Annotated in this window: 22 protein-coding genes and 2 riboswitches; of the genes, 12 read left to right on the top strand and 10 right to left on the bottom strand. The window is 63.2% G+C overall.

All coding sequences use genetic code 11. The annotated features are described in order from the left end of the window. Window position 1 precedes the first annotated feature (1 nt). Together ispD and ftsB are read right to left on the bottom strand one after the other, a co-directional pair. Window positions 2-724, bottom strand: coding sequence for a 2-C-methyl-D-erythritol 4-phosphate cytidylyltransferase (ispD, locus tag MHM84_RS11955; protein ID WP_239266431.1), 723 nt, complete (start codon window positions 722-724; stop codon window positions 2-4). After that, complete coding sequence (gene ftsB / locus MHM84_RS11960) at window positions 721-1,014, bottom strand: cell division protein FtsB (protein ID WP_239266433.1); 294 nt, start codon at window positions 1,012-1,014, stop codon at window positions 721-723. The genes ispD and ftsB overlap by 4 nt, the downstream gene beginning before the upstream one ends. Window positions 1,015-1,142: 128 nt before the next feature. Here ftsB and MHM84_RS11965 point away from each other — a divergent pair, with 128 nt between their 5' ends. Further along, a complete protein-coding gene (locus MHM84_RS11965) occupies window positions 1,143-1,454 on the top strand; it encodes a YqfO family protein (RefSeq protein ID WP_239266435.1) in 312 nt (103 codons plus the stop codon). On the opposite strand, the gene MHM84_RS11970 is transcribed toward MHM84_RS11965, so the two are convergent. After that, window positions 1,451-2,008: an NUDIX hydrolase gene (locus MHM84_RS11970; RefSeq protein WP_239266437.1), complete on the bottom strand. Its 558-nt coding sequence runs from the start codon at window positions 2,006-2,008 to the stop codon at window positions 1,451-1,453. The two genes, MHM84_RS11965 and MHM84_RS11970, sit on opposite strands and share 4 nt — an antisense overlap. A 71-nt stretch (window positions 2,009-2,079) precedes the next feature. Here MHM84_RS11970 and MHM84_RS11975 point away from each other — a divergent pair, with 71 nt between their 5' ends. Together MHM84_RS11975 and MHM84_RS11980 are read left to right on the top strand one after the other, a co-directional pair. Continuing rightward, entirely contained in the window at window positions 2,080-2,721 is a 642-nt protein-coding gene (locus MHM84_RS11975; protein ID WP_239266439.1) for a CoA pyrophosphatase, read from the top strand. A 23-nt stretch (window positions 2,722-2,744) separates the two neighbouring features. Then, entirely contained in the window at window positions 2,745-3,404 is a 660-nt protein-coding gene (locus MHM84_RS11980; RefSeq protein WP_239266898.1) for a 2OG-Fe(II) oxygenase, read from the top strand. Here MHM84_RS11980 and MHM84_RS11985 read toward each other — a convergent pair. After that, window positions 3,401-4,789, bottom strand: a complete 1,389-nt coding sequence (locus MHM84_RS11985; protein ID WP_239266441.1) for an MFS transporter — start codon at window positions 4,787-4,789, stop codon at window positions 3,401-3,403. The two genes, MHM84_RS11980 and MHM84_RS11985, sit on opposite strands and share 4 nt — an antisense overlap. A gap of 268 nt (window positions 4,790-5,057) precedes the next feature. Beyond that, complete coding sequence (locus MHM84_RS11990) at window positions 5,058-5,708, bottom strand: class I SAM-dependent methyltransferase (protein ID WP_239266443.1); 651 nt, start codon at window positions 5,706-5,708, stop codon at window positions 5,058-5,060. 43 nt (window positions 5,709-5,751) lie between these two features. Here MHM84_RS11990 and MHM84_RS11995 point away from each other — a divergent pair, with 43 nt between their 5' ends. The 6 genes from MHM84_RS11995 (at window position 5,752) to thiC (ending at window position 12,020) form a co-directional block, all read left to right on the top strand. Then, window positions 5,752-6,135, top strand: a complete 384-nt coding sequence (locus MHM84_RS11995; RefSeq protein ID WP_239266445.1) for a VOC family protein — start codon at window positions 5,752-5,754, stop codon at window positions 6,133-6,135. Between the two features lie 49 nt (window positions 6,136-6,184). Beyond that, window positions 6,185-7,114 (top strand): lysophospholipid acyltransferase family protein, encoded by a 930-nt coding sequence (locus tag MHM84_RS12000; protein ID WP_239266447.1) that lies wholly within the window; start codon window positions 6,185-6,187, stop codon window positions 7,112-7,114. Window positions 7,115-7,168: 54 nt separating this feature from the next. Continuing rightward, window positions 7,169-8,452, top strand: coding sequence for a PQQ-dependent sugar dehydrogenase (locus tag MHM84_RS12005; RefSeq protein ID WP_239266449.1), 1,284 nt, complete (start codon window positions 7,169-7,171; stop codon window positions 8,450-8,452). Between the two features lie 49 nt (window positions 8,453-8,501). Beyond that, window positions 8,502-8,900 (top strand): hypothetical protein, encoded by a 399-nt coding sequence (locus tag MHM84_RS12010; RefSeq protein ID WP_239266451.1) that lies wholly within the window; start codon window positions 8,502-8,504, stop codon window positions 8,898-8,900. A gap of 75 nt (window positions 8,901-8,975) precedes the next feature. Beyond that, window positions 8,976-9,127: riboswitch (TPP riboswitch) on the top strand. Between the two features lie 64 nt (window positions 9,128-9,191). Beyond that, the gene (gene tenA, locus MHM84_RS12015) at window positions 9,192-9,857 is read left to right on the top strand and encodes a thiaminase II (RefSeq protein ID WP_239266899.1); all 666 of its coding nucleotides are present in this window, start codon (window positions 9,192-9,194) and stop codon (window positions 9,855-9,857) included. Between the two features lie 62 nt (window positions 9,858-9,919). After that, window positions 9,920-10,050, top strand: a riboswitch (TPP riboswitch). A gap of 80 nt (window positions 10,051-10,130) precedes the next feature. After that, on the top strand, window positions 10,131-12,020 hold the full coding sequence (thiC, locus tag MHM84_RS12020) for a phosphomethylpyrimidine synthase ThiC (protein WP_343218288.1): 1,890 nt from the start codon (window positions 10,131-10,133) through the stop codon (window positions 12,018-12,020). A 63-nt stretch (window positions 12,021-12,083) separates the two neighbouring features. Here the strand turns inward: thiC and MHM84_RS12025 are convergent, their stop codons facing one another. Continuing rightward, entirely contained in the window at window positions 12,084-14,426 is a 2,343-nt protein-coding gene (locus MHM84_RS12025; protein WP_239266453.1) for a heavy metal translocating P-type ATPase, read from the bottom strand. A gap of 200 nt (window positions 14,427-14,626) precedes the next feature. Between MHM84_RS12025 and MHM84_RS12030 the strand changes: the two genes are divergently transcribed. From MHM84_RS12030 to MHM84_RS12040, 3 genes are all read left to right on the top strand, one after another. Then, window positions 14,627-15,661 (top strand): L,D-transpeptidase family protein, encoded by a 1,035-nt coding sequence (locus tag MHM84_RS12030; RefSeq protein ID WP_239266455.1) that lies wholly within the window; start codon window positions 14,627-14,629, stop codon window positions 15,659-15,661. 152 nt (window positions 15,662-15,813) lie between these two features. After that, complete coding sequence (locus tag MHM84_RS12035) at window positions 15,814-17,805, top strand: methyl-accepting chemotaxis protein (protein ID WP_239266457.1); 1,992 nt, start codon at window positions 15,814-15,816, stop codon at window positions 17,803-17,805. Between the two features lie 145 nt (window positions 17,806-17,950). After that, window positions 17,951-19,081, top strand: a complete 1,131-nt coding sequence (locus MHM84_RS12040) for an aminotransferase class V-fold PLP-dependent enzyme (protein WP_239266459.1) — start codon at window positions 17,951-17,953, stop codon at window positions 19,079-19,081. A gap of 93 nt (window positions 19,082-19,174) precedes the next feature. Here the strand turns inward: MHM84_RS12040 and cyoE are convergent, their stop codons facing one another. The 4 genes from cyoE to cyoB are packed head-to-tail and all read right to left on the bottom strand — an operon-like array spanning window position 19,175 to window position 23,125. Further along, window positions 19,175-20,098: a heme o synthase gene (gene cyoE / locus MHM84_RS12045; RefSeq protein ID WP_239266461.1), complete on the bottom strand. Its 924-nt coding sequence runs from the start codon at window positions 20,096-20,098 to the stop codon at window positions 19,175-19,177. 12 nt (window positions 20,099-20,110) lie between these two features. Continuing rightward, window positions 20,111-20,443 carry a cytochrome o ubiquinol oxidase subunit IV gene (gene cyoD / locus MHM84_RS12050; RefSeq protein WP_239266463.1) on the bottom strand — a complete coding sequence of 111 codons (333 nt, stop codon included), beginning with the start codon at window positions 20,441-20,443 and terminating at the stop codon, window positions 20,111-20,113. A gap of 1 nt (window position 20,444) precedes the next feature. Beyond that, window positions 20,445-21,098: a cytochrome o ubiquinol oxidase subunit III gene (gene cyoC / locus MHM84_RS12055; protein WP_239266465.1), complete on the bottom strand. Its 654-nt coding sequence runs from the start codon at window positions 21,096-21,098 to the stop codon at window positions 20,445-20,447. Beyond that, entirely contained in the window at window positions 21,098-23,125 is a 2,028-nt protein-coding gene (gene cyoB, locus MHM84_RS12060; protein ID WP_239266467.1) for a cytochrome o ubiquinol oxidase subunit I, read from the bottom strand. Before cyoB ends, cyoC begins: the two co-directional genes overlap by 1 nt. Window positions 23,126-23,129 lie beyond the last annotated feature (4 nt).

A 23,129-nucleotide genomic window follows, 5' to 3' on the forward strand; every position in this document is an offset into this window, starting at 1 on the left:
GTCAGTCCTCGATTACGGAATCCCGTTCCCTCGCCTGGGCGTCCAGAATGAGCGCAGCCAGTTGCAGGTCTTCGGGATGGGTGATCTTGAGATTGTCGCGGCGGGCGGCGACCAGGCGGGGCGCCAAGCCCAACGCCTCGATCGCCGACGCCTCGTCGGTGATGGCTATGTCGGCGCGCCGTGCCGCCGCCAACGCTTCGCACAGCATGCCATAGCGGAACCCCTGGGGCGTCAACGCATGCCACAGCCCGACGCGGGATTCGGTGTTCGCTACCCTGCCCGCGCCATCGGCGCGTTTCATGGTATCCGCCACCGGCGCGGCCAGTAGCGCGCCGGCTCGCTCATTCCAGAGGATATCGAGCAGACGTCGCAGATCCTCGGGATGCACGCAGGGACGCGCCACGTCGTGCACCAGCACCAGATCGTCGGCAGCGGCAATGCCGGCCAGGTCATCCAGTGCCCGAGTGACCGAATCCACTCGTTCCTCGCCACCGGCCACCCGGCGCCAGTCGGCGAAAGGCACCCAGGCGGGATCGAACCAGGCATCGGTCTCGTCCAGGCACAGGCTCAACGAGGCCTGCGGATACGCGTGGTGCAAGCGCGCCAGGGTATGCGCCAGCACGGGCCGGCCATGCAGGACCAGGTACTGCTTGGGCCGGTCCGCCCCCATGCGTTTACCCTGTCCCGCTGCGGGCACCACTAACCAGAGTCGCGGCAGGCTCATGGCCGATCCTCGGCCTCGACACCCGGTACCCAGAAGAATTGCTCATCGCTGCGCACCATGCCGATATCGCTGCGCGCGCGCTCCTCGATGGCATCCAGGCCATTCTTGAGGTCCACCACTTCGGCGGCGAGACGCTGATTGCGCGCCTCCAGCGTTTCGGTCTCGGCGGCGAGGGTGTCGACACGCGAACGGATATGCGCCAACTCACGCAAGCCGCCCTCCCCCAGCCAGAGGCTGTATTGCAACAGGCCGAGTAGAGCGATCAGCACGACCGCAAGCCACTTGAGCATCGGATATCCAGACATTGAAAAACGAAGTACGTACGGCGGGCATTATGCCATCATCATGGGAGGACGCGCAGGCCGAAATCGCTGGCCAAGCCACCTCGGCCCGACATTCATCCTGACAAGGAGTTCGCATGTACAAACTGGCATTCTTCGTTCCCGTCGGCGAGGCGGAACCGGTCAAGGAAGCGGTCTTCTCCACCGGCGCCGGGCGCATCGGCGACTACGAAGCCTGCTGCTTCCAGACTCGCGGCCTCGGCCAGTTTCGCCCACTCGATGGCGCCGACCCGCACATCGGCCGCGTCGGCGACCTGGAGCGCGTGGCGGAACTCAAGGTGGAACTGGTGTGTCGCGACGACCTGATTCACGACGCCGTCGCCGCTCTCAAGGCTGCACACCCCTACGAGGAGCCGGCCTACGAGGTGTGGCGGCTGGAGGACATCTAGGCGGAGCCGAAGTAGCGCTCGCGATCTTCCTCGCCGATATCGCTGATATGCAAGGGAAACACCGCGCCGCGCCGGTCGGCAAAGTAATGGCGCAAGGTTCGCTCGATGGTGGGAAAGGCCAGTTCGTCCCAAGGGATCTCGTCCTCGGCGAACATCGCCACTTCCAAGCTTTCGGGGCCAGCGGCGAAACCGCCCTGGAGATCGGCCAGGAAGATCATGTAGACCTGATTGATGTGCGGCAGATTGATCAGCGTGTACAGGTCATGGATTTCGACCCGGGCACAGGCTTCTTCCCAGGTTTCACGGGCCGCCGCCTCGAGTGTCGTCTCGGCGTTTTCCATGAATCCTGCCGGCAGGGTCCAGTAGCCCTTGCGCGGCGCGATGGCCCGCCGACACAACAGCACACGCCCATCGCATACCGGCAGCGTGCCGGCCACGATACGCGGGTTCTGGTAGTGGATGGTACCGCAGTCGTCGCACAGGTAGCGCAGGCGATCGTCGCCTTCGGGAATCGCGAAACGCACACGTTGGCCACAATGGCTGCAGAAATTCATGGACACCTCGCGACTTGGCTTGACGCTTACCGGGGGGCTGGGTACAAGGAACGAAACCCGACGGATGCTCCATGTTAGATAAACTCCACGAACGCCTGCAAGCGCATCGCCCGCGCAAGCTCAGCCCGGCGCTTCGTCAGGCCGCCGTGCTGATCCCCATCGTCGAGCACGATGAACCGACGCTGCTTTTTACCCGGCGTGCGGCCCATCTCAAGCAGCATGGCGGTCAGGTGGCCTTCCCCGGGGGCAAGCGCGATCCCGAGGACCCCGACCTGCTGACCACGGCATTGCGCGAGGCCCAGGAGGAGATCGCCCTGTCGCCCCGGCGCGTGCGCATGCTCGGCCAGTTGGGCGATCTGATTTCGCTGCATGGCTTGCGTGTCACACCGTTCGTCGGCCTGATTCCTCCCGGTCTGTCGCTACGTCCCGAGCCGGGCGAGCTGGACACCATCTTCGAAGTCCCGCTATCGCTGTTTCTCGAGGACCGGCGCAGCCACACCGACGTCATCGTCGCCGGAGGCCGTACCTTGTACGTGCCCAGCTATGAAGCGCAGGGTCATGTCATCTGGGGACTATCGGCAATGATGCTGGTGGAACTGTTGGCGGAAGGATTCGGCAAGCCGATCAGCCTCGATCACGCTCCACCGGGCAGCCGCCTGAATTATCGTCCGGAACGGCAGCGCGCCGTTCCGGACATCGACACCGACGCATAAGGTCATTGATGAACGCGACTCTCATGGTACCCGGCGGTCTGAGCGGGTTGGATGGCAATGCCGTGTCGCAACTGGTCGACGGCTTGGTCGAGCAAGGTTGGTTCGCGGGCGAACGTTTCATCGACACCACGTTATGCCGGTCCCTGCACGACGAGCTTCAGCGGCTTTCCGCCAACCAGGCGCTGAGCGAGGCGGGCATCGGCCGTGGCGATCAGCATCGGCTGCGCCGCGATATCCGTGGCGACGCCATTCACTGGCTCGATCGCGAAAGCCAGGCGCAGCGCCACTACTTGGCGTTGATGGCGGAACTTCAGCAGCAGATCAACCGCGCACTCTACCTGGGCCTGTTCGAATTCGAGGCGCATTTCGCCGAGTATCCGCCCGGCGCCTTCTACAAGCGCCATGTCGACAGCTTCCAGGGCCGTGCCAACCGCGTCATCTCCACGGTGCTCTACCTCAACCCGGACTGGCCCGACGACGGCGGCGGTGAAATGGCAGTCTATGCCGAGGACGACGAGACTCGCGAAGTGGCGCGTGTCCGCCCCGAAGCCGGCACGTTCATGTGCTTCCTCTCCGACCGCATCCCGCACGCCGTGCTGCCGACCCGCTATCCGCGGGCCAGCATCGCCGGCTGGTTCCGGCGCAACGCCTCGCTGGGCGGACGCATCGACCCGGCGCGTTAGCGCGACTCCACCGGACGGGAATGCGGCTTGCCGTCCTCCTCGTCGATATACTCGATGATCAAGTCTTCGCGACGCGGTGGGCCGTGAAGCGGCTCGGCGACGGCCACCTCGGGCACTGCCTGTGACAGGTCCTCGGCATGCTCGTGCTCGATGGCGCCCTGGACCAGTGCGTCGGTGACGTTGAGCTCGGCGCCGACGACGGACATCGGCGGATTGGGCGTGAACGGCGCCATGGGAAGCGGTGCGGGACGCTGGCTACGCCGCCAGGTAAAGAAGACCGCCAGGAAACCGCCCAGCCCCGCCAACGCCCAAAACAGTCCACCATCCCCCATGCCACTCATCAACGGCGTGATCAGCGGTGGACTGACCGTCGAACCGACGGCATTGATCAGCAACAGGCCCTGGCTCATGCGCACCAACGCACCGGCCGGCGCCCGATCGGCGGCGTGGCTGACCGCGACCGGATAGATGGCAAACGTCCCGCCGCCGAGCAGGAACAGCATGCCCGCCAGCGCCCATGGCAGGTCGGAAAACAGCAGCACGCCAAGCGAGATCATGGCAGTGGCCAGGCCAACCAGGATCAACACCAACTGGCGATCGTGTCGGTCGGACCAGCGCCCGATGGGATACTGCAACAGCATGCCGCCCAGCACCACGACGGCCATCATCTGACCGATCTGTTCGACGGCGAAGCCGGTCCGCTGCAGGTAGAGCGGCAACAGGCTATAGATGGCGGCGATCGCCAGGCCGGAGCCGAAGCAACCCATGACCCCGGTGGGTGTGAGCATGATCAGACGCAGCGGCGGCAAGGGTTCGGCATGCTCGATCAGCGGCGACACCCGCGGAATCACGGCCATGGGCAGCACCGACAGCGAGGCCAGCATGCCGATGACCATGAACGGTACCGCTTCGCCTGCGGCATCGGTGACGCCCAACATCAGCTGACCGACCACGCCCGCGGCATACAACGAAATCATGTACAGCGCCAGCAATCGTCCACGCACCTTGGTGTCCGAGGCAGTCAGCAACCAGCTTTCGATGACCAGGTAGACGCCCACCGTGGCCCAACCACCGATCAGGCGCAGCACGAACCAGGCCCAGGGCTCCAGCCACAGTCCCTGCAGCAGCACGGTGATGGCTACCAGCGACGCAAAACAGGCATAGGCACGAATGTGCCCGATGCGCAGCAGCAGGCGATCGTTGAGCACCGCCCCAATCGCCAGGCCAATGAAGTAAGCGGACGACACCCAGCCGATGACCACCGCCGACTCGCCGGCAGCATCGAGTCGCAGGGTGATCAGCGTGGCCAAAAAACCGTTGCCGATACCGAGAATGAACAGCCCCAACAACGGGGCCAGCGCCATGGCCAATAACTGCCGCGACATGAAAGGAAACCTCACGCTTGTCTTGAACAAAACACACGGGGCGCGTCCACGCAGGCCCATCATCAGTGAGATGGATCGCCGCCGTGAACGCGCCCCGGAGAAAAAACGCTGCCGGCTCGCCAACGTTGTGCCGAGCCAGGATTTGCGCGGCGAAATATAGCCCCACGCCAGCCGCCGGGCAACGCTTTTTTCGCCTCAGCACGCACGCCTTACGCCACCTCGATCACCATTGTAGAAGATGCTAATTGACTCAGCGCCATGCAACGCTTCAGGCGCTGGATAAAGGTTTACGCAGCAGCGCCACATCGGCGGCAGGAAACTCGACCTGCATGCCCAGACGCACGGCGAGCCACTCGAATGTCGCCTCGCTGAAGAAACTGACATGGGTCGGATCGAGAATATAGTGCCAGCGGGCGAAGTCTTCCCGGGTACGGACACGTTTGGTCATCAGTCCCAGCCAGCCGCCCGGGGCGAGCCGGTCGGCCAGCTGGGCAAGCACCCGGCCCGGCTCGGCCAGATGCTCGACGACTTCGCTGGCGGTAATGAAGTCATAGCTCGCCTCGAGCACCTGACGGTCCGGCACATAATAGACGTCATAAAGTGCCATGGAGTGCCCCGCCTCTTCGAACATCACCGACAGCGTCGGCCCGGGTCCGCAACCGAAGTCCAGACCGTGGCTTCCCGCTGCCAGGCGCTCGTTCAGCGGTGCGAACAGGCGCGCCAGGAAACGCCGATAGCCCATGTCCTCGGGAGAGTTTTCGTGGCAGTCGTAGACGGCCTTCTCGTCATCGGGCGACAGGTGCTGTCCACGTTCGACGAACACCAGTTGGCAGATCTGGCAGTGCCAGTAATCACGACGGCTGTCGCCATGGTAATGGCGAATGTGCATTTCCCCGCACAGGGGGCACGACAGGGGCATGGATGACATCGTATCCTTGAAGAAAACAGTCACGGAGTACGCCATGTTAACCGGCCCGGATCATCTGGTCGTCACCGTCGCGGATATTCCCGTCGCGGTGGATTTCTACACGCGCGTACTGGGTCTGGAAGCGCGTTATCGCGATAACGAGCGGGTGGACCTGATGCTCGGCGATATGGCGCTGCGCCTGCATCACTGCGATACCGCGGTCAGCCCCAAGGCCACGCATCCCACCCCCGGCAGCATCGACCTGTGCGTAAGAAGCGTGCTTCCCCTCGATGAAGTGCAGGCTCATCTGAGCGCGCTGCAGATTCCCATCGAGGCTGGCCCGGTTTCCCGTCAGGGCGCCAACGGTGCCATCGTGTCGCTCTACCTGCGCGACCCCGACGGCAACCTGATCGAAATCTGTCGGCCGGAGCGCGGCTGACCCTCATGCCGGGTATAATGACCGTCCCATTGATTCGCTTCGTGGAGCCATGAGCCAGACCGATTCCGCTTCGTCCATCCAGGCCAAGGCCATCGCCGCGACATGGCGCGCGCTATCGTCATGTTCGCTATCCGCCCTTTGGCGTCTGGCGCGCCTGCTCGGGCCGTTGGTCTACCGTTTCAGCCGGCGTGAGCGCCAGGTTACCGACATCAACCTGCGTGAAGTCTTTCCCGAGCTGCCCCCCGACCGGCGTCGCGCCCAAGGGCGGCAGAGCATGGTTCACTCCACCGCCACCATGCTGGAACTGGGGTTTGCCTGGATGGCCTCTCCCCAGCGCGTCGAGGCCTCGGTGCGCGCCGTGCACGGGCGCGAACTGCTCGACGACGCGCGGGCCGAAGGCCGCGGCGTGATCGTCCTGGCGCCGCACTACGGCAACTGGGAAATCCTCAACTTCTGGCTATCGAGTCATTTCCCCTTCACCGCGATGTACGAACCGCCCAAGATCGCCGGGCTCGATCCGGTCATTCGTCACGGCCGCGAGCGCATGGGCGCCAGTCTGGTGCCCACCAATCCGCGCGGTGTCGCTTCGCTGCTCAAGGCGCTCAAGCGTAGCGAAGCCGTCGGCATCCTGCCCGACCAGGTACCCAGTTGGGGCAGTGGCGTATTCGCCGATTTTTTCCATCGTCCCGCCTATACCGCCACATTGCTGCCCAAGCTGGTCGCCCGCACCCAGGCCCGGGTGGTGACCGGCGTCGCCAAGCGGCGCAACGGTCACGGCTTCGACATTCATTTTCTCGCCGCCGACGAGCGCGTCTATGCCGCCGACGAGGCCATCTCGGCACGTGGCGTCAATGCCAGCGTGGAAGCCGCCATCGATCTGGATCCTGTACAGTATCAATGGGAGTACAAGCGTTATCGCAAAACGCCCGAGGAAGAACAGGGGCATCCGGAATTTCGGCGCTTCCGGCTCTATCGCTAAGCAAGTCGCCGGTTCGGCTACACTGGGGGCAAACCGGATTCAAGGAGTCGAATCATGCCCCTACGCCGCCCCCGGGCCATTCGTGTAACGTCGACATGGACCGCTGCCGGCCTGCTCGGCGCCATGCTGGCCCTGCCCTCTGCAGGTCTGGCCCAGTCCGACACGCTGCATCCGGTCGACGTGGCCGGAACCGAGCATCGCCTCAACGTACCGGGGGACGTGCAGGTCGAGAAGGTCACGGCCTTGGATGCTCCGCGCATGATCAGCATCGGCCCGGGCGGCGAGATGTTCATCGGCTCCAATGCCTCCAAGATCTATCGCCTGGCTCCACCCTACGATCAGGCCGAGACTCTGGCCGAGTTCGACGCCTACCCCAACAGCGTGGTGCAGCGCGGCGATTATCTTTACGTCGCCACCACCGCTGCCTTGCTACGTGCCCCCTACGCTACCGGCCAGTCACTATCGCGCAGCGATTTCTCGGTCTACGCCGAGCTGCCCGGCGGCGGCGGACACGACACTCGTACGCTGACGGTCGGGCCGGACGACCGGCTCTACGTATCGCTGGGCATCCAAGGCAACTGCTCCGACCAGTACATCGGCGAGGGCTATGACTTCGAGGATCGCCGTGGCGGCATTCTGGTGCTCGATGAAAACGGCGACTCGCCGCAATGGCAGGCCTACGCCAGCGGCCTGCGCAACCCGGTCGGTCTCGCCTGGGACGATACGGGCACGCTCTATGCCATCAACAATGGCCCCGACCACTGGGGATACGAGGCCCCAGGCGAAGTCCTGGTTCGCGCCGAACGAGGCAGCTTTCATGGCATGCCGTGGTTTCAGTGGGTGGACGGCGAGTTCCAGCGCGACGATTGCATTGCCAGCGAGCCGCCGCGCCCGGCCAGCGAGATTCCCGAACCGGTGGCGACCTTACCCGCCCGCAGCGCCCCGCTGGGCCTGGACTTTCTGCCCGAGGGCAGCATGCTGCCCCTCGATGCAGTCACCGCCGTGCATGGCAGTTGGGGAACCCAGCCCGACGGTAGCGCCGCCGGCGACCCCTCAACCCGCCGCGAGCCGCGCATTGCCGGCATCGTCATCGATGCGCAGGGCAACGGTCAGGTCAGCGACCTGATCACCGGTTTCCAGGACGACCGGGGCAATCGCTGGGCGCGCCCTGCCGGGATTGCCTTCGGGCCGGACAGGGCACTGTATTTCACCTCGAACAGCGGCGAGACCGGCCTCTACCGAGTGACCTTCGGCGGCGGCCCTGTCGGCGCCGAACCTAGACTGCTCGATACGGCCACCGGCACCAACACAGGACAGGACAAGGCGCCAAGCTCGTAACATTGTTAAAGGAGTGAGACACTAGGTTTTTCGATTGCGGAGCCAGACGATGACGCAAACGTCGCCCAATGCCCAAGAAACTCCCCAGGAAGAGCCGCAGGAACAACAACATGCAAGACAGCAGGACATCACTATTCCCCAGGTGATCTACGTGCTGTATCTGGCCGGCCTGATCACCGTCAATGCCACCCTGCTGGTCGGTGTGGTCATGGCTTACGTCTACCGGGGCGATGCGCCGCGCTGGCTGCGCGCCCATTACCGTTACCAGATCCGGACCTTCTGGATCGGTCTGGTCTACTCCATCGCTGCCTTCTTTCTCAGTCTCGTTGCGGTGGGTGCACTGGCCTGGCCCTTGTTGGCCGTCTGGCTGGTCGTGCGCTGCGTGATCGGCCTGCGCGACGTGCGCCGGCGCCGCTCGCCGGCCAATCCCTATAGCTGGCTGTGGTGATCGCTAGACGCTACGGCGCGGGCGTAAAGCCAACTGGCAACACCGCGTCGACCTGCTAGACTACCGAACGTTATCGAACGCTTGACGGGGTGCCGGTGGAGCCGGCTGAGATGACCCATGAGTGTGCTGCACTCCAGGGTCGATCCCGTAGAACCTGATCCGGGTAATTTCCTGTCTTCGAGCAAGAAGGAAAGTGTACCGGCGTAGGGATCAAGCTTGGGTAGACCTTCCCTTCGCGAGATTCCCTGCGTGCCATTTCGCGGCGCCCAAGCGCCACGACAGGAGCACGACGTGACTTACCGCTTTGCCGACCTCAAGACCGCCTGCCAGGCCGACTGGCGCGCCTACTGCGAACATGACTTCGTCACTCGGTTGGGCGCCGGCACTCTCGCGCCCGAGGCGTTTCGCCATTACCTGCAGCAGGACTACCTGTTTCTGATCCACTTCGCTCGCGCCTATGCGCTGGCGGCCTACAAGAGCCGTACGCTGGCCGAGCTGCGCCAGGCCTACGATGGGCTCAGAACCATCCTCGATGTGGAACTCGATCTGCATATCGGTTACTGCCGCGAGTGGGGAATCAGCGAGGACGACCTGGCCAAGCTCCCCGAAGCCCGTGCCACGTTGGCCTATACCCGCTACGTGCTGGATACCGGCAACCGTGGCGATCTGCTCGATCTGCATGTCGCCCTGGCCCCGTGCCTGATCGGCTACGGCGAGATCACCAACTGGCTCAATGCCCAACCGTTCACACGCCATGACGGCAACCCTTACGCCGACTGGATCACCATGTACGCCAGTGACGAGTTTCAGCAGGCGATGCATGCCGAAACCGCCTGGCTGGACGAGCGCCTTGCAACGCTCGATGCCGCGCGTTTCGAACAACTCGTCACGATCTTCCGTGACGCCACCCGACTGGAGATCGATTTCTGGCAGATGGGGCTGGATCAGTCCGTCTGAGCCCTCTGCCGAAAGCCGGGCGTGATTGATTGCCCGGACAATCCGGCGCCGCCAAGCGGCGCCATCGCTTGACGGGGTGCCGGTGGAACCGGCTGAGATCACCCTACGACACAGCAGTCAGCGTGTCGTCACGGTGGGGCCCGTTGAACCTGACCTGGCTAGGACCAGCGTAGGGATCAAGCGACACGCAGGCCGCCCCACATTCGTGTGTCCCTGCCCCTGTCCTCCTCCGCTGTCCTCCCTGACGACTATCGTTTACCTGGGAGAACAACCGTGGCAAAGACCGATCATTTCCTCGCTGAAACGGCGCGCGTCGACGACGCCGCCATCCAGGCCCTGCCCGGCTCGCGCAAGGTCCATGTCGAGGGTTCGCGCCCCGACATTCGCGTGCCGTTTCGCGAAATCAGCCTGTCGCCGACCAGAACTTCCGGCGCCGACGAGGCCAACCCGCCGCTGCTGGTCTACGATACCTCCGGCCCCTACACCGACCCCGACGCACGTATCGACCTGCGCCGCGGCCTGTTTGAGCTGCGTCGCGCCTGGATCGACGAACGCGGCGACACCGAGTTTCTCGACGGACCGACCTCCGTGTACGGTCAGCGCCGGGCCAACGATCCCATGCTCGCCCCGCTGCGCTTCGACCTGACGCGTACGCCGCGACGTGCCAGGCCCGGCCGTAACGTCACGCAACTCCATTACGCCCGCCAGGGCATCGTCACGCCGGAAATGGAATTCATCGCCATCCGTGAAAATCAGCGCCGGCAAGCGCTGGGTAGCGACGAAGTCGAGCGCATCCTCGGCCACCAGCATCCCGGTCAGGGTTTCGGCGCACGGCTGCCCGGGGAGATCACGCCGGAGTTCGTGCGCCGCGAGGTCGCCGAAGGCCGCGCAATCATTCCCTGCAACATCAATCACCCCGAATCAGAGCCGATGATCATCGGCCGCAACTTCCTGGTGAAGATCAACGGCAACCTGGGCAATTCGGCGGTCACCTCCTCCATCGAGGACGAGGTGGACAAGATGACCTGGGGCATTCGCTGGGGCGCCGACACCATCATGGACCTGTCCACCGGCGCCAACATCCACGAGACCCGTGAGTGGATCATCCGCAACTCGCCGGTGCCCATCGGCACCGTGCCGATCTATCAGGCGCTGGAGAAAGTGGGCGGTGTGGCCGAGGACCTGACCTGGGAAATCTTCCGCGACACGCTGATCGAGCAGGCCGAACAGGGTGTGGATTACTTCACCATCCATGCCGGCGTGCTGCTGCGCTACGTGCCGCTCACCGCCAAGCGCGTCACCGGCATCGTCTCGCGCGGCGGCTCGATCATGGCCAAGTGGTGCCTTTATCACCACCAGGAGAGCTTCCTCTATACCCACTTCGAAGAGATCTGCGATATCTGCAAGCAGTACGACGTGGCATTCTCGCTGGGCGATGGTCTGCGCCCGGGCTCGGTGGCCGACGCCAACGACGAGGCGCAGATGGCCGAACTCAAAACGCTGGGCGAACTGACGCACATTGCCTGGAAGCACGACGTGCAGGTGATGATCGAAGGGCCCGGCCACGTGCCCATGCACCTGATCAAGGAGAACATGGACAAGCAGCTCGAGTATTGCGACGAGGCGCCTTTCTACACGCTCGGTCCGCTGGTCACCGACATCGCCCCCGGCTACGACCACATCACCTCGGGCATCGGTGCGGCGATGATCGGCTGGTACGGCTGCGCCATGCTCTGCTACGTCACGCCCAAGGAGCATCTCGGCCTGCCCAACAAGGACGACGTCAAGACCGGCATCATCACCTACAAGATCGCCGCGCATGCCGCCGACCTGGCCAAGGGGCATCCGGCCGCCCAGCGCCGCGACAATGCCCTGTCCAAGGCGCGTTTCGAATTCCGCTGGGAGGACCAGTTCAACCTCGGCCTGGACCCGGACACCGCGCGCGAGTACCACGACGAGACGCTGCCCAAGGACTCGGCCAAGGTGGCCCACTTCTGCTCGATGTGCGGACCCAAGTTCTGCTCGATGAAGATCAGCCAGGAAGTCCGCGACTACGCCAAGGACAAGGGCCTCGACGGCGACCGGGAAGCAGTGATGAAAGGCATGGAGGAGCAGGCGGAGAAGTTCCGTCGCGAGGGTGCCGAACTCTATAAAGAGGTCTAGACGGAAAAGGGCTGAACACCAGACGGCACGCGCCGGTCATCGACCGGCGCGTTTTCGTTGGCGCTACTTGCTTGCCACAGCCTCCTTGCCGTCCGGCTGCCACTGGCCCACGGCAACGGAGGTCGGTACCGCTGACGCGGTCGGTGTTCTCGGGGTTTCCGAAGCGATGCCCAGATGGCGCCAGGGGTCGAAGCGCAGCAGACGCAACGCATTCAACGTGACCAGTACCGTCGCCCCCGTATCCGCCAGGATGGCCAGCCACAGCCCGGTGATACCGAACACGGTAGTCACTAGAAAGATTCCCTTTAATCCCAGCGCAATGGCGATATTCTGGCGAATATTGGCCATCGTCGCCCGGGCCAGGCCGATCTTGGCGGCCACGTCGACGACACGGTTGCGCAGCAGTGCGGCATCCGCCGTTTCCAGGGCAACATCGGTGCCCGAGCCCATCGCCACGCCGACATGGGCCGTGGCCAGCGCCGGGGCGTCGTTGATGCCGTCGCCGACCATCATCACCCGCTCGCCGACGGTCAATTCGCGAATCGCCGCCACCTTGTCGTCAGGCAGCAACGAAGCGCGATACTCCATACCGAGACCATCGGCAATCGCCGCTGCCGTACGAGGATTGTCGCCGGTAAGCATCACGCTTCGCACCCCCTGCTTGCTGAGGCTCTCCACGCCTTGAACGGCGTCGGCTCGCGGCTCATCGCGCAGAGCGATCAACCCGACCAGCGACGCTTCACGGCACACCACGGCCACGGTCTTGCCTTGATCTTCCAGCGTCGCGATCCGCGCCTTGGCCGTGTCGCTCAACATGCCGGCCTCGTCGGCATAGCGCGGCGAGGCAACGACGCTGCGCACCTCATCGACATGCGCTTCGACGCCATGGCCGGCAATCGCTCGCGCCTGGCTGGCACGAGGCAGTCGGATGCGCTTCGTCTCGGCATGCGCCAGGATGGCCGCCGCCAGCGGATGGCTGGAGCCGCTCTCGACGGCGGCGGCCAGGGCAATGAGCTCATCACGCTCGCCTACGAAAGCCTCGACATCGGTAACCTCCGGCTTACCGTGGGTCAGCGTACCGGTCTTGTCGAAGGCAACCAGGCTGGTACGCGACGCAGTCTCGATCACCGCGCCCCCTTTCATCAGCAGGCCATGACGTGCTCCGGCGGACAGCGACGAGGCGATGGAGGCCGGCACCGAGATCACCAGCGCACAGGGACAACCGATCAGCAGCAGCGCCAGGGCACGATAGACCCACTCGCCCCAGGCGCCGCCAAAGACCAGCGGCGGAATTACCGCCACCAGGAAGGCGGTACCGACCACGGCCGGCATGTACACCCGGCTGAAGCGGTCGATGAAGCGCTCGGTCGGGGCGCGGGCCTCCTGGGCCTCCTCGACCAGGCGGATGATTCGGGCGATGGTATTGTCCTCGGGCGCCTTGGTCACCCTTACCCGCAGTACCGCGTCGATATCGATCGACCCGGCAAAGACGGCCTCGCCCACGCTCTTGCCCTTGGGCAGCGACTCGCCCGTGATCGGCGATTCGTCCAGCGAGGCCGTGCCCTCGACGATCTCGCCGTCGGCAGGCATGCGGTCGCCCGGACGTACCTGCACGATCTGGCCGATGCGCAGACGAGCGGCATCCACCTGGCGAATTTCGCCATTCTCTTCGACCCTTGCCGTCCTGGGTATCAGATTGCCCAGCGCCCGGATCCCGGCTCGTGCGCGGTCGGCCGCGACACCCTCGAGAACCTCCCCGACCGCGAATAGAAAGATGACCAGCGCCGCCTCCTCGGCCGCCCCGATGACCAGCGCGCCACCGGCCGCCAGGGTCATCAGCATCTCGATGGTGAAGGGCATGCCGGCACGCAGGGCGGCAAAGGCCCGTCGCGCTACAGGTATAACGCCAACCAGACAGGCCAGCGCAAAGGCCCAATCGCCCCAAGGTTGCGGTGCCGCCAGACCGATGATCAATGCCGACAGCAATAGTGCCCCGGTCAGCAGCACCAGGCGGATCTTGCCGTTCTTGCGCAGGTTGTACATCATCCTCGCGGAGAAAGACGCAGGCTCGCGCTCCTCGACAGGAGAGCAGGAAGCGCTTGTCGTATCGCTTGCTTCGCCGCAGCACGCCGACTGGCAGCCGGCGCTGGTCGCTTCCTGGGAAGCAGCTCGTTTCGCCGTGATGCCGTAACCCAAGGCCGCGACCGTTCGTTCGACACGTACCGGCGACGTCTTGTGCGTGTCGAGCCGCAGCGATAGCGTCTCGTTCATGACCGAAACCCGAACGTCGTCGACGCCGGCCAGGCGCTCCACGGCGCCGCGGATCTTGGTGGCACAGCTAGGACAATCCATGCCTTGAACGATCCATTGATGCGTGATGTCGAATGAAGCGGATTCGGTTGCCATGGCTAGGCCTCTGAGTCGTTTTGTCGCCAGTCTATTCCCTGTAGCGACTACAGGCTCAAGCCAAGGTTTTATGACGTAAGGCAGGCCGCCCATTGGACCCGACGGCGACGTTCGTTTAGTTTACGGCCTCCACCACGCTATTCCGCCCCACCGAAGGACACGGTCGACAGGTCACGATGATGAGAGTATGCAAACGAGGGATGGGTTACTGGATGGCGCTGGGCATGTTGGCCATGCCACGCCTGCTCCTGGCACAGGAGGACGAATCGACATCGACGGGACGTTATGCGCTCCCTGAACAGGGCGACGTCGTCGGCCAGGTCCAAACGGTCGAAGCGTCACAGGAAGATACCCTCATCGACATTGGCCTGAGCCACGGCATCGGCTTCAACGCGATGCGTGCCGCCAATCCGGACACCCGGACATGGCTGCCCGGCGAAGGCACCGAGATCGTGCTGCCGACCCGTTACATCCTGCCACCCGGCCCGCGCGAAGGCATCGTGGTCAATCTCGCCGAGCTGCGCCTGTATTACTATCCCTCGGCAAGCGATGGCGAGACACCACGCGTCGAGACCTACCCGATCGGTATCGGTCGGCTGGACTGGCAGACGCCGCTGGGCACGACGACGGTCACCCACAAGCTGGAAAATCCCGCCTGGTATCCTCCGCAAAGCATCATCAAGGAGCATGCCGAGCGTGGCGAAACGCTACCCAACGTCGTGCCCCCCGGACCGGACAATCCGCTCGGTGAGCATGCCATACTGCTGGATATTCCCGGCTACCTGATTCATGGCACCAATCGCCCCCAGGGGGTCGGCATGCGCGTCTCGCACGGCTGTATACGCATGCTGCCGGGCGATATCGAGAGCCTCATCTACCGCGTGCCCAAAGGCGCCCAGGTACGTCTGATCAACGAGCCGGTCAAGATCGGCTGGACGCCGCGGGGCACGCTGGAAGTTCAGAGCTATCCGGTTCCCGAGACCACGCCGGAGGAACTGGCGGAACGCGTCGAGACGGCCTTCGCCTCGGTGACCCAGGCGGCCAACCAGCGTGGCGTACTGGTCGACTACGCCCGGGTGAAAGAGTTGGTGGTCAATGCCGACGGGATCCCTCATCCCGTGATGCTCACCGACGCGCCGTTCGAGGTGCCCTATCACTTCTACGATCAGTTGACGCTCGATCCGACATTGTTCAGTCAGCTCGACGCGACACCGATGCAAACGACAGAAGATTGATCCACATCAGATAATCGAGGTGCGCTTCCTCCAAAGGATAAGACTCCTGCCGATAATCATATCGGCAGGAGAGCCCTGAAAGCAGACGATAGACAAGTGGCGTTTACCTTTCCTGCCGCGTTCATTATCCCCGCTCAGGAAAAGGCCCCCCAATGAAGCATCTGTTGCATCGCATTTCCATCAGCCGCAAGTTCATGCTTGCCTTGGCACTGCCCGTGCTGGCCATGTTGTTCTTCGCCGTATCCGGCGTCCTCGAGCGCCAGCAGGTCGTGACCAACATGGATCGGCTGCAATCCCTGACTGCCCTGGCCCAGCAAGCCGGCAATCTCGTTCACGAAATCCAGCGCGAACGCGGCATGACGTCGGGTTTCCTGGGTAGCGGGGGCAAAACCTTTCGCAGCGAACTGCGCGAACAGCGTCCGGCCACCGACGCCAAGGCGGCAACCTTCGTGGCCAGTCTCGACGCACTCGACACCCGGCTTCTGGATTCCGATCTCGCCGCCCAGATCGCGACGGCTCGTCAACGGCTCGACGCTACGGCCGACCTGCGCCGTCGCGTGGATGCCCTCTCCATCCCTGTCAACGATGCCCTGGGGCACTACACCGGCATCAATGCCGCATTGATGGGTCTGGCCGGCAAGCTGAGCCATATGACCGTCGAAGCCAGCGTCGCCCGACGCCTGGCCGCCTATTACAACCTGTTGGAAGCCAAGGATCTCGCCGGTATCGAGCGCGCCCTGCTGGCCAACGCTTTCGCCGCCGACCAGATGCCCCCGGCACTGTACCGTCGGTTCATGAATCTGGTCGGTGAGGAAGCCGCCTTTCTGATGGGCTTCGACACACTGGCTACCGCCACAATCCGCGAACACTATCGACAGGCGCTTTCCGGGTCCGACATCGACCGCCTGGCCGGACTACGCGAGCTAGTCATCGAACGTGCCGATCAGGGCGGTTTCGAGGTCGACCCTCAGCAGTGGTTCGACTGGCAGACGGTCAAGATCGACCGGCTCAAGACAGTGGAAAACGCCGTGACCGAGGATATTCTATCCACCGCCCAGGCCCTGCACCGCGAGGCGCGTATCGATTTGTGGACCTATGTCGCCATTGCCAGCCTGGCCTCTTTGCTTACCTTGGTAGTGACCGTATCGATCGTGCGTGCCATCATCATCCCGCTCAAGCGCACCCTGCATGAGATCACCACCCGAGGCGGCGACCTGACCCAGCGTCTGGCCGTGCCGGGTAGCGACGAACTCTCCCAGCTCTACCAGGCTTTCAACAAGGCCACCGACGATACCGAGCGGTTGATCACCAACATTCGTCGCAGTGCACTGTCCATCGAGGTCGCCAGTGGCGAGATCGCCCAAGGCAACCAGGATCTTGCCCAGCGCACCGAAGAGCAGTCCGCGTCCCTGGTGGAGACCGCCTCGAGCATGGAACAGATCACCGCAACGGTCCGCCACACCGCAGAGAATGCCGACCAGGCACAGCACCTCGCCAAAGACGCGGCCGGCCAGGCTAGCCAGGCCAGTGGCGTTGCCGACCAGGCTCGCCAGGCCATGGCTCACATCCATACTGCCAATCAGGAAGTCACGGCGATCGTCGCCGCCATCGACAGTATCGCCTTCCAGACCAATCTGCTGGCGCTGAACGCCTCGGTGGAAGCGGCGCGTGCCGGCGAGCATGGGCGCGGCTTTGCCGTGGTCGCCTCCGAGGTCCGCCAGCTCGCCAGTCGTAGCGCCAGCGAGGCCGAGCGCATCCGCGCGCTGATCGAGCGCAACGTCACGACCATCGACACCGGCAACCGGCTGGTCTCGGCAACCCACCAGACCCTGAGCGAGATTGTCTCGCGCATCGGCCAGGTCGCCTCGCTGGTGAGTGATATCTCTTCCGCCACCAACGAACAGTCGGCGGGTATCGAACAGATCAATCAGGCTGTCGCCCAACTGGAAGAGGTCACCCAGCAGAATGCGGCGCTGGTCGAGCAGGTGGCAGCCGCCAGCAAGTCGCTCGACGAGCAGGCGGTCGACATGACCGAAGTGGTCGGTCAGTTCACGGTCAGCGACACGCCGCACGCACTCGCTTCTCCTTCAGCCGGTCATGGCCCCCTGCTCCAGCCGCTGCGACGCAGCGTCGTCGCAGCCTGACGCTGGACTTGCCGGGCGGCCCCGCCCGGCAGGTTCTCGAATGTCTTTCGTGCACCCAGAGGCGATCCCCGCGAACAGGACTGGCTGACGGCTTCGCCAGCGAATATCCTCAGGTTTTGTATACAGCGATGAGGAGACAATGCGCATGCCAGGCCTGCTGCCCGACGTAGACCCAGACGGTCTGCTCGAATATTCGGTGGTCTACACGGACCGTTCACTCAACCATATGTCACGGACCTTTCAGGGTGTCATGCGGGATCTCTCTCGCACGCTCAAGCAGGTCTATCACGCCGAGGCGGCAGTGATCGTGCCGGGCAGTGGCACCTTTGGCATGGAAGCGGTCGCCCGCCAGTTCGCCACCGGTCAGTCGTGCCTGGTGATCCGCAACGGCTGGTTCAGCTACCGCTGGTCGCAAATTTTCGAGATGGGCGGTATTCCTGCGACCGAAACGGTACTCAAGGCTCGGCCCGTCAGCGACGGTCCCCAGGCCCCCTTCGCCCCGGCGCCCATCGATGAGGTGGTTGCCACCATCGAAAAACAGCGGCCAGCCCTGGTCTTCGCTCCCCACGTGGAGACCGCGTCCGGCATGCTGCTGCCCGACGATTACCTGAGCCGAGTGGCGCAAGCCACGCATGACGCCGGCGGGCTGTTCGTGCTCGATTGCATCGCCTCGGGTACGCTGTGGGTAGACATGCAAGACATCGGCGTCGATATCCTGATCAGCGCGCCGCAGAAAGGCTGGAGCGCCTCGCCCTGTTGCGCCATGGTCATGCTGGGTGCGCACGCGCTCGAGCGTATCGAGTCGACGACCAGCACCAGTTTTGCCGCCGACCTGCGCAAGTGGCTGTCGATCATGCAGGCCTACGAAAATGGCGGCCATGCCTACCATGCCACCCTGCCCACCGACGGTCTGACCCGGCTGCGCGACATCATGCGCGAGACCGAAGCCTACGGTTTCGACGAGGTGCGTGCCGAGCAGCAACTGCTCGGCGACCGGGTGCGTACGCTACTCGCCGAGTACGGATTCCGCAGCGTCGCCGCAGAAGGCTTCCAGGCGCCGGGCGTGGTGGTGAGCTATACCGACGAGTCAGGCCTCGCCGCCCGGTTCGCCCAGGCCGGCCTGCAGGTCGCAGCCGGTGTGCCGCTGATGTGTGACGAAGGCGAGGACTTCCAGACCTTTCGCATCGGCCTGTTCGGCCTCGACAAGCTGCACCATATCGAACGCAGCGTCGAAACGCTGGAATCTGCGCTCTCCCGCGTCACGACTGCAAGCTGACGTCAGCACGAAAAACGCCCTGGCCAATCGGCCAGGGCGTCGATACTGCATGGACCAGCAGCTAACGCTACTGTGCTTGCTGATAGCCCGTGGTTACAAGGACAGGCTGGCGCGCAGGAAATTGTCGATCTGAGGTTGGGCGTCGGCGAGCATGGCCGCCGGCGCCGCCCTAAAATCCACTGCCATCATCACGCTGAGTGCAGTGATCATCACGATCGAGAAGGCGAACTGTTTCTTCGCCCAAGCGCAGTCATCGTTCTTGCGGTAGCCCAGCGAAGCAAGATACAGCCAGTACAGGCTCATCGTCGCTGCCACGGCAAAGTAACCGTAGCCGGCATACCCCAGCACTGACAACGCCAAAGCCGCCGCCATGAACGCCACGATGTACAGCACGATGGAACGCTTCGCGGCGGCAATGCCCTTTTTCACCGGCAGCACCGGAATCGATGCGGCACGGTAGTCGTTGAAGCGGAAGATGGCGATCGCATAGGAGTGCGGCATCTGCCAGAGGCTGAAGATCAGCAGCAGAATCGCCCCACCCATGTCGAACTGCCCACTGGCGGCACAGTAGCCGATCACCGGCGGCGTCGCCCCGGACAGGCTGCCGACTAGCGTCCCGTAGACCGAATTTCGCTTCAAGTAGAGGCTATAGAGCACGACATAGACAAAGAAGCCCAGCCCGGCGAACAATGCGGCTAGCGGGTTGGCCCCCCAATAGAGCAGCGCGAACCCGGCCAGCCCCAGTACCGTGGCGTAAGCCAGGGCGACATGCGGTGACACCAGCCCCCGGGCCAGCGCCCGGTTGCGGGTACGCTCCATCTTGACGTCGATATCGCGATCGATGACGTTGTTGAACACGCAGCCGGAAGCGATTACCAACGCGACCCCGGCCAGCGTGGCGAGAAACAGGGGGAGATCGAACTCCCCCCGGGCGGCCAGAAAGTAGCCGCCCGTCACGGAAATCAAGTTACCGAAGATGATTCCCGGCTTGGTCAGGTTCAGATAGAGCTTGATCATCGTCTCGCCCGCTTAGTCGAGCATCATGTTGATGTGCAGATTGTGCATGATCCACAGCGAACCACCGATCACCAGCACCAGAATCTTCACCGTGAAAATGAACGACATCAGATTCCAGCCTTCATCGGCCTTGGTGTTCATGTGCAGGAACATGATCAGCTGCACGAGAAGCTGCAATACCGCGGCAGCAACGATCACGATCACCGTGGTCAGCGTGCTGAATGCCCCGGTCATGACCATGCCGAATGCGACGATGGTCAGGACGATGGACAGAATCAGACCGATCACATAGGACTTGACGCTGCCGTGGCTGGTATCACCGTGACTAGTGTGTGAACCGCTCATGTCACATTGCCCCCATGAGATAGACGAAGGTGAACACGCAGATCCAGACGATGTCCAGGAAGTGCCAGAACAGGCTCAGGCACATGATGCGTGGCCGGGTAATGTCGTTCAGGCCCTTGGTCTGAAGCTGAATCAGCATTACCAGCATCCAGATCATGCCGAAGAACACGTGCAGGCCGTGGGTGCCGACCAGCGTGAAGAAGGCCGACAGGAAGGCGCTGCGCCCCGGGCCGTAGCCTTCGTGGATCAGATGCTGGAACTCGTAGAGTTCCAGCCCGATGAAGCCGGCGCCCAGCAGTAGCGTCACCCACAGCCAGGCCTTGAGCTGGCCGATGCGATTGGCGTTCATGGCCAGCACGGCCATGCCGTAGGTGAAACTGCTGAACAGCAGGAAGAAGGTGCCAGCCATGATAAGCGGCAGATCGAAGATCTCCCCGGGCGTCGGGCCATCCGCCGTGCCCCCAACGAGCACGGCATAGGTGGCGAACAGCGTCCCGAAGATGATCAGGTCGCTCATCAGGTAGACCCAGAAGCCGAACACTTTCATGCCGCCGGCATCGTGATGGTCGTGTTGATGAGCCTGTACGTCGTGGCCTTGATCGCGCCCATGATCGCTGGGCTCAACGATGCGATTGCCAAGAGTATCGGTAGCCATTATGACTGCGCCCCCATAGTTCCGACGTTGCCACGCACGTCATGCTGCTTGCTGTACTCGGTGAGCCGTTCGTGGTGCGCGCGCTCGATACGCTCGACCTCCGACGCCGGTACGTAGTAATCCACATCGTCGTTGAAGATCCGCGCCAGGAAGCTGACGAAGACTCCCAGGGCGCCAACGATGGCCAGCCACCAGATGTGCCAGACCAGTGCGAAGCCGAGGATCGTCGCGAACAGGCTGATGATCGGACCGGCAGCCGTGTACTTGGGCATGTGGATGTCCTTGTATGGCGGCTTGGACGTCTCGAATTCGCCGGCCTGCTTCATCTCCCAGAAGGTATCGATGGACTTCACTTCCGGCAGGTGTGCGAAGTTGTAGAACGGCGCCGGTGACGACGTCGACCACTCCAGGGTACGGCCGTCCCACGGATCGCCGGTCACGTCACGCAGCTGCTCGCGGTTGCGATAGCTGACGACGAACTGGATCACGGTACAGACGATGCCCAGCATGATGATGACGGCACCCACCCAAGCGATCAGCATCCAGACGTGATACTCGGGATTGTCGTACGACTGCATGCGGCGCACGGCACCATAGAAGCTCAGCACGTACAGCGGCGAGAAGGCGGTGAAGAAACCGACGATCCAGCACCAGAAGGAACGCTTGCCCCACTTCTCGTCCAGCTTGAAGCCGAACGCCTTGGGGAACCAGTAGGTCAGGCCGGCCAACATGCCGAACACCACACCACCGATGATGACGTTATGGAAGTGCGCAATGACGAACAGCGTGTTGTGCAGCACGAAGTTCGCCGCCGGCACCGCCAGCATCACCCCGGTCATGCCACCCAAGGTAAAGGTGATGATGAAGCCCAGCGTCCACAGCACCGGAGACGTGAACTCCAGGCGTCCGCGGTACATGGTGAACAGCCAGTTGAATATCTTCACCCCGGTGGGAATGGCAATGATCATCGTCGCGATGCCGAAGAAGGCATTGACGTTGGCGCCCGACCCCATGGTGAAGAAGTGGTGCAGCCAGACGATGAACGCCAGGAACGAGATCGCCATCGTCGCCCACACCATGGTGTGGTAGCCGAACAGGCGCTTCCTGCTGTAGGTTGCAATGACCTCGGAGAACACGCCGAATGCCGGCAGGATCAGGATGTAAACCTCGGGATGGCCCCAGGCCCAGATGAGGTTGACGTACATCATCTGGTTGCCACCAAGATCATTGGTGAAGAAGTTCGTTCCCAGGTAGCGGTCCAGCGTCAGCATCGCGATGGTCGCCGTCAGAATCGGGAAAGAGGCAATGATCAGGATGTTGGCGCAGAACGACGTCCAGGTGAAGATCGGCATGCGGAACAGGGTCATGCCCTTGGTGCGCATCTTGAGGATCGTCACGAAGAAGTTGATACCCGTCAGGGTCGTACCTATCCCCGATATCTGTAACGCCCATATCCAGTAATCGACCCCGACCCCGGGACTGTAATCTATCCCCGAGAGCGGCGCATAGGCCAGCCAGCCGGTCTTGGCGAATTCACCGAGGAACAAAGAGACGTTGATCAGGATGACACCCGAGGCGAACAGCCAGAAACTCAGATTGTTCAGGAACGGGTAGGCCACGTCGCGGGCGCCGATCTGCAGCGGCACGACCAGGTTCATCAGACCGATGACCATGGGCATGGCCACGAAGAAGATCATGATCACGCCGTGGGCGGTGAAGATCTGGTCATAGTGTTCCGGCGGCAGATAGCCTTCCGGGCTGCCGAGCGCCATGGCCGCCTGCTGGGAACGCATCATGAGCGCATCCGCAAAACCGCGGATCAGCATCACCAGCGCGACGAGGAAATACATGATACCGAGCTTCTTGTGATCGACGGAGGTGATCCACTCCTTCCACAAGTAACCCCAGTTCTTTTTATAGGTGATCCAAGCCACGAGCCCGGCAATGATCACGGCCATGCCTGCGACCACCACCATGATGATGGGGTCGTGGTAAGGAATCACATCCCAACTCAGTTTTCCGAACATAACG

Origin of the sequence: Halomonas sp. McH1-25, assembly GCF_022348165.1 — a bacterium.
In the GTDB taxonomy this organism is placed as follows: Bacteria; Pseudomonadota; Gammaproteobacteria; order Pseudomonadales; family Halomonadaceae; genus Modicisalibacter.

Excerpts from the sequence above, each read along its gene's own strand:
- ispD (WP_239266431.1), bottom strand. The coding sequence starts at position 724 with ATGAGCCTGCCGCGACTCTGGTTAGTGGTGCCCGCAGCGGGACAGGGT.
- ftsB (WP_239266433.1), bottom strand. The coding sequence starts at position 1,014 with ATGCTCAAGTGGCTTGCGGTCGTGCTGATCGCTCTACTCGGCCTGTTG.
- MHM84_RS11965 (WP_239266435.1), top strand. The coding sequence starts at position 1,143 with ATGTACAAACTGGCATTCTTCGTTCCCGTCGGCGAGGCGGAACCGGTC.
- MHM84_RS11970 (WP_239266437.1), bottom strand. The coding sequence starts at position 2,008 with ATGAATTTCTGCAGCCATTGTGGCCAACGTGTGCGTTTCGCGATTCCC.
- MHM84_RS11975 (WP_239266439.1), top strand. The coding sequence starts at position 2,080 with ATGTTAGATAAACTCCACGAACGCCTGCAAGCGCATCGCCCGCGCAAG.
- MHM84_RS11980 (WP_239266898.1), top strand. The coding sequence starts at position 2,745 with ATGGTACCCGGCGGTCTGAGCGGGTTGGATGGCAATGCCGTGTCGCAA.
- MHM84_RS11985 (WP_239266441.1), bottom strand. The coding sequence starts at position 4,789 with ATGTCGCGGCAGTTATTGGCCATGGCGCTGGCCCCGTTGTTGGGGCTG.
- MHM84_RS11990 (WP_239266443.1), bottom strand. The coding sequence starts at position 5,708 with ATGCCCCTGTCGTGCCCCCTGTGCGGGGAAATGCACATTCGCCATTAC.
- MHM84_RS11995 (WP_239266445.1), top strand. The coding sequence starts at position 5,752 with ATGTTAACCGGCCCGGATCATCTGGTCGTCACCGTCGCGGATATTCCC.
- MHM84_RS12000 (WP_239266447.1), top strand. The coding sequence starts at position 6,185 with ATGAGCCAGACCGATTCCGCTTCGTCCATCCAGGCCAAGGCCATCGCC.
- MHM84_RS12005 (WP_239266449.1), top strand. The coding sequence starts at position 7,169 with ATGCCCCTACGCCGCCCCCGGGCCATTCGTGTAACGTCGACATGGACC.
- MHM84_RS12010 (WP_239266451.1), top strand. The coding sequence starts at position 8,502 with ATGACGCAAACGTCGCCCAATGCCCAAGAAACTCCCCAGGAAGAGCCG.
- MHM84_RS12025 (WP_239266453.1), bottom strand. The coding sequence starts at position 14,426 with ATGGCAACCGAATCCGCTTCATTCGACATCACGCATCAATGGATCGTT.
- MHM84_RS12030 (WP_239266455.1), top strand. The coding sequence starts at position 14,627 with ATGGGTTACTGGATGGCGCTGGGCATGTTGGCCATGCCACGCCTGCTC.
- MHM84_RS12035 (WP_239266457.1), top strand. The coding sequence starts at position 15,814 with ATGAAGCATCTGTTGCATCGCATTTCCATCAGCCGCAAGTTCATGCTT.
- MHM84_RS12040 (WP_239266459.1), top strand. The coding sequence starts at position 17,951 with ATGCCAGGCCTGCTGCCCGACGTAGACCCAGACGGTCTGCTCGAATAT.
- cyoE (WP_239266461.1), bottom strand. The coding sequence starts at position 20,098 with ATGATCAAGCTCTATCTGAACCTGACCAAGCCGGGAATCATCTTCGGT.
- cyoD (WP_239266463.1), bottom strand. The coding sequence starts at position 20,443 with ATGAGCGGTTCACACACTAGTCACGGTGATACCAGCCACGGCAGCGTC.
- cyoC (WP_239266465.1), bottom strand. The coding sequence starts at position 21,098 with ATGGCTACCGATACTCTTGGCAATCGCATCGTTGAGCCCAGCGATCAT.
- cyoB (WP_239266467.1), bottom strand. The coding sequence starts at position 23,125 with ATGTTCGGAAAACTGAGTTGGGATGTGATTCCTTACCACGACCCCATC.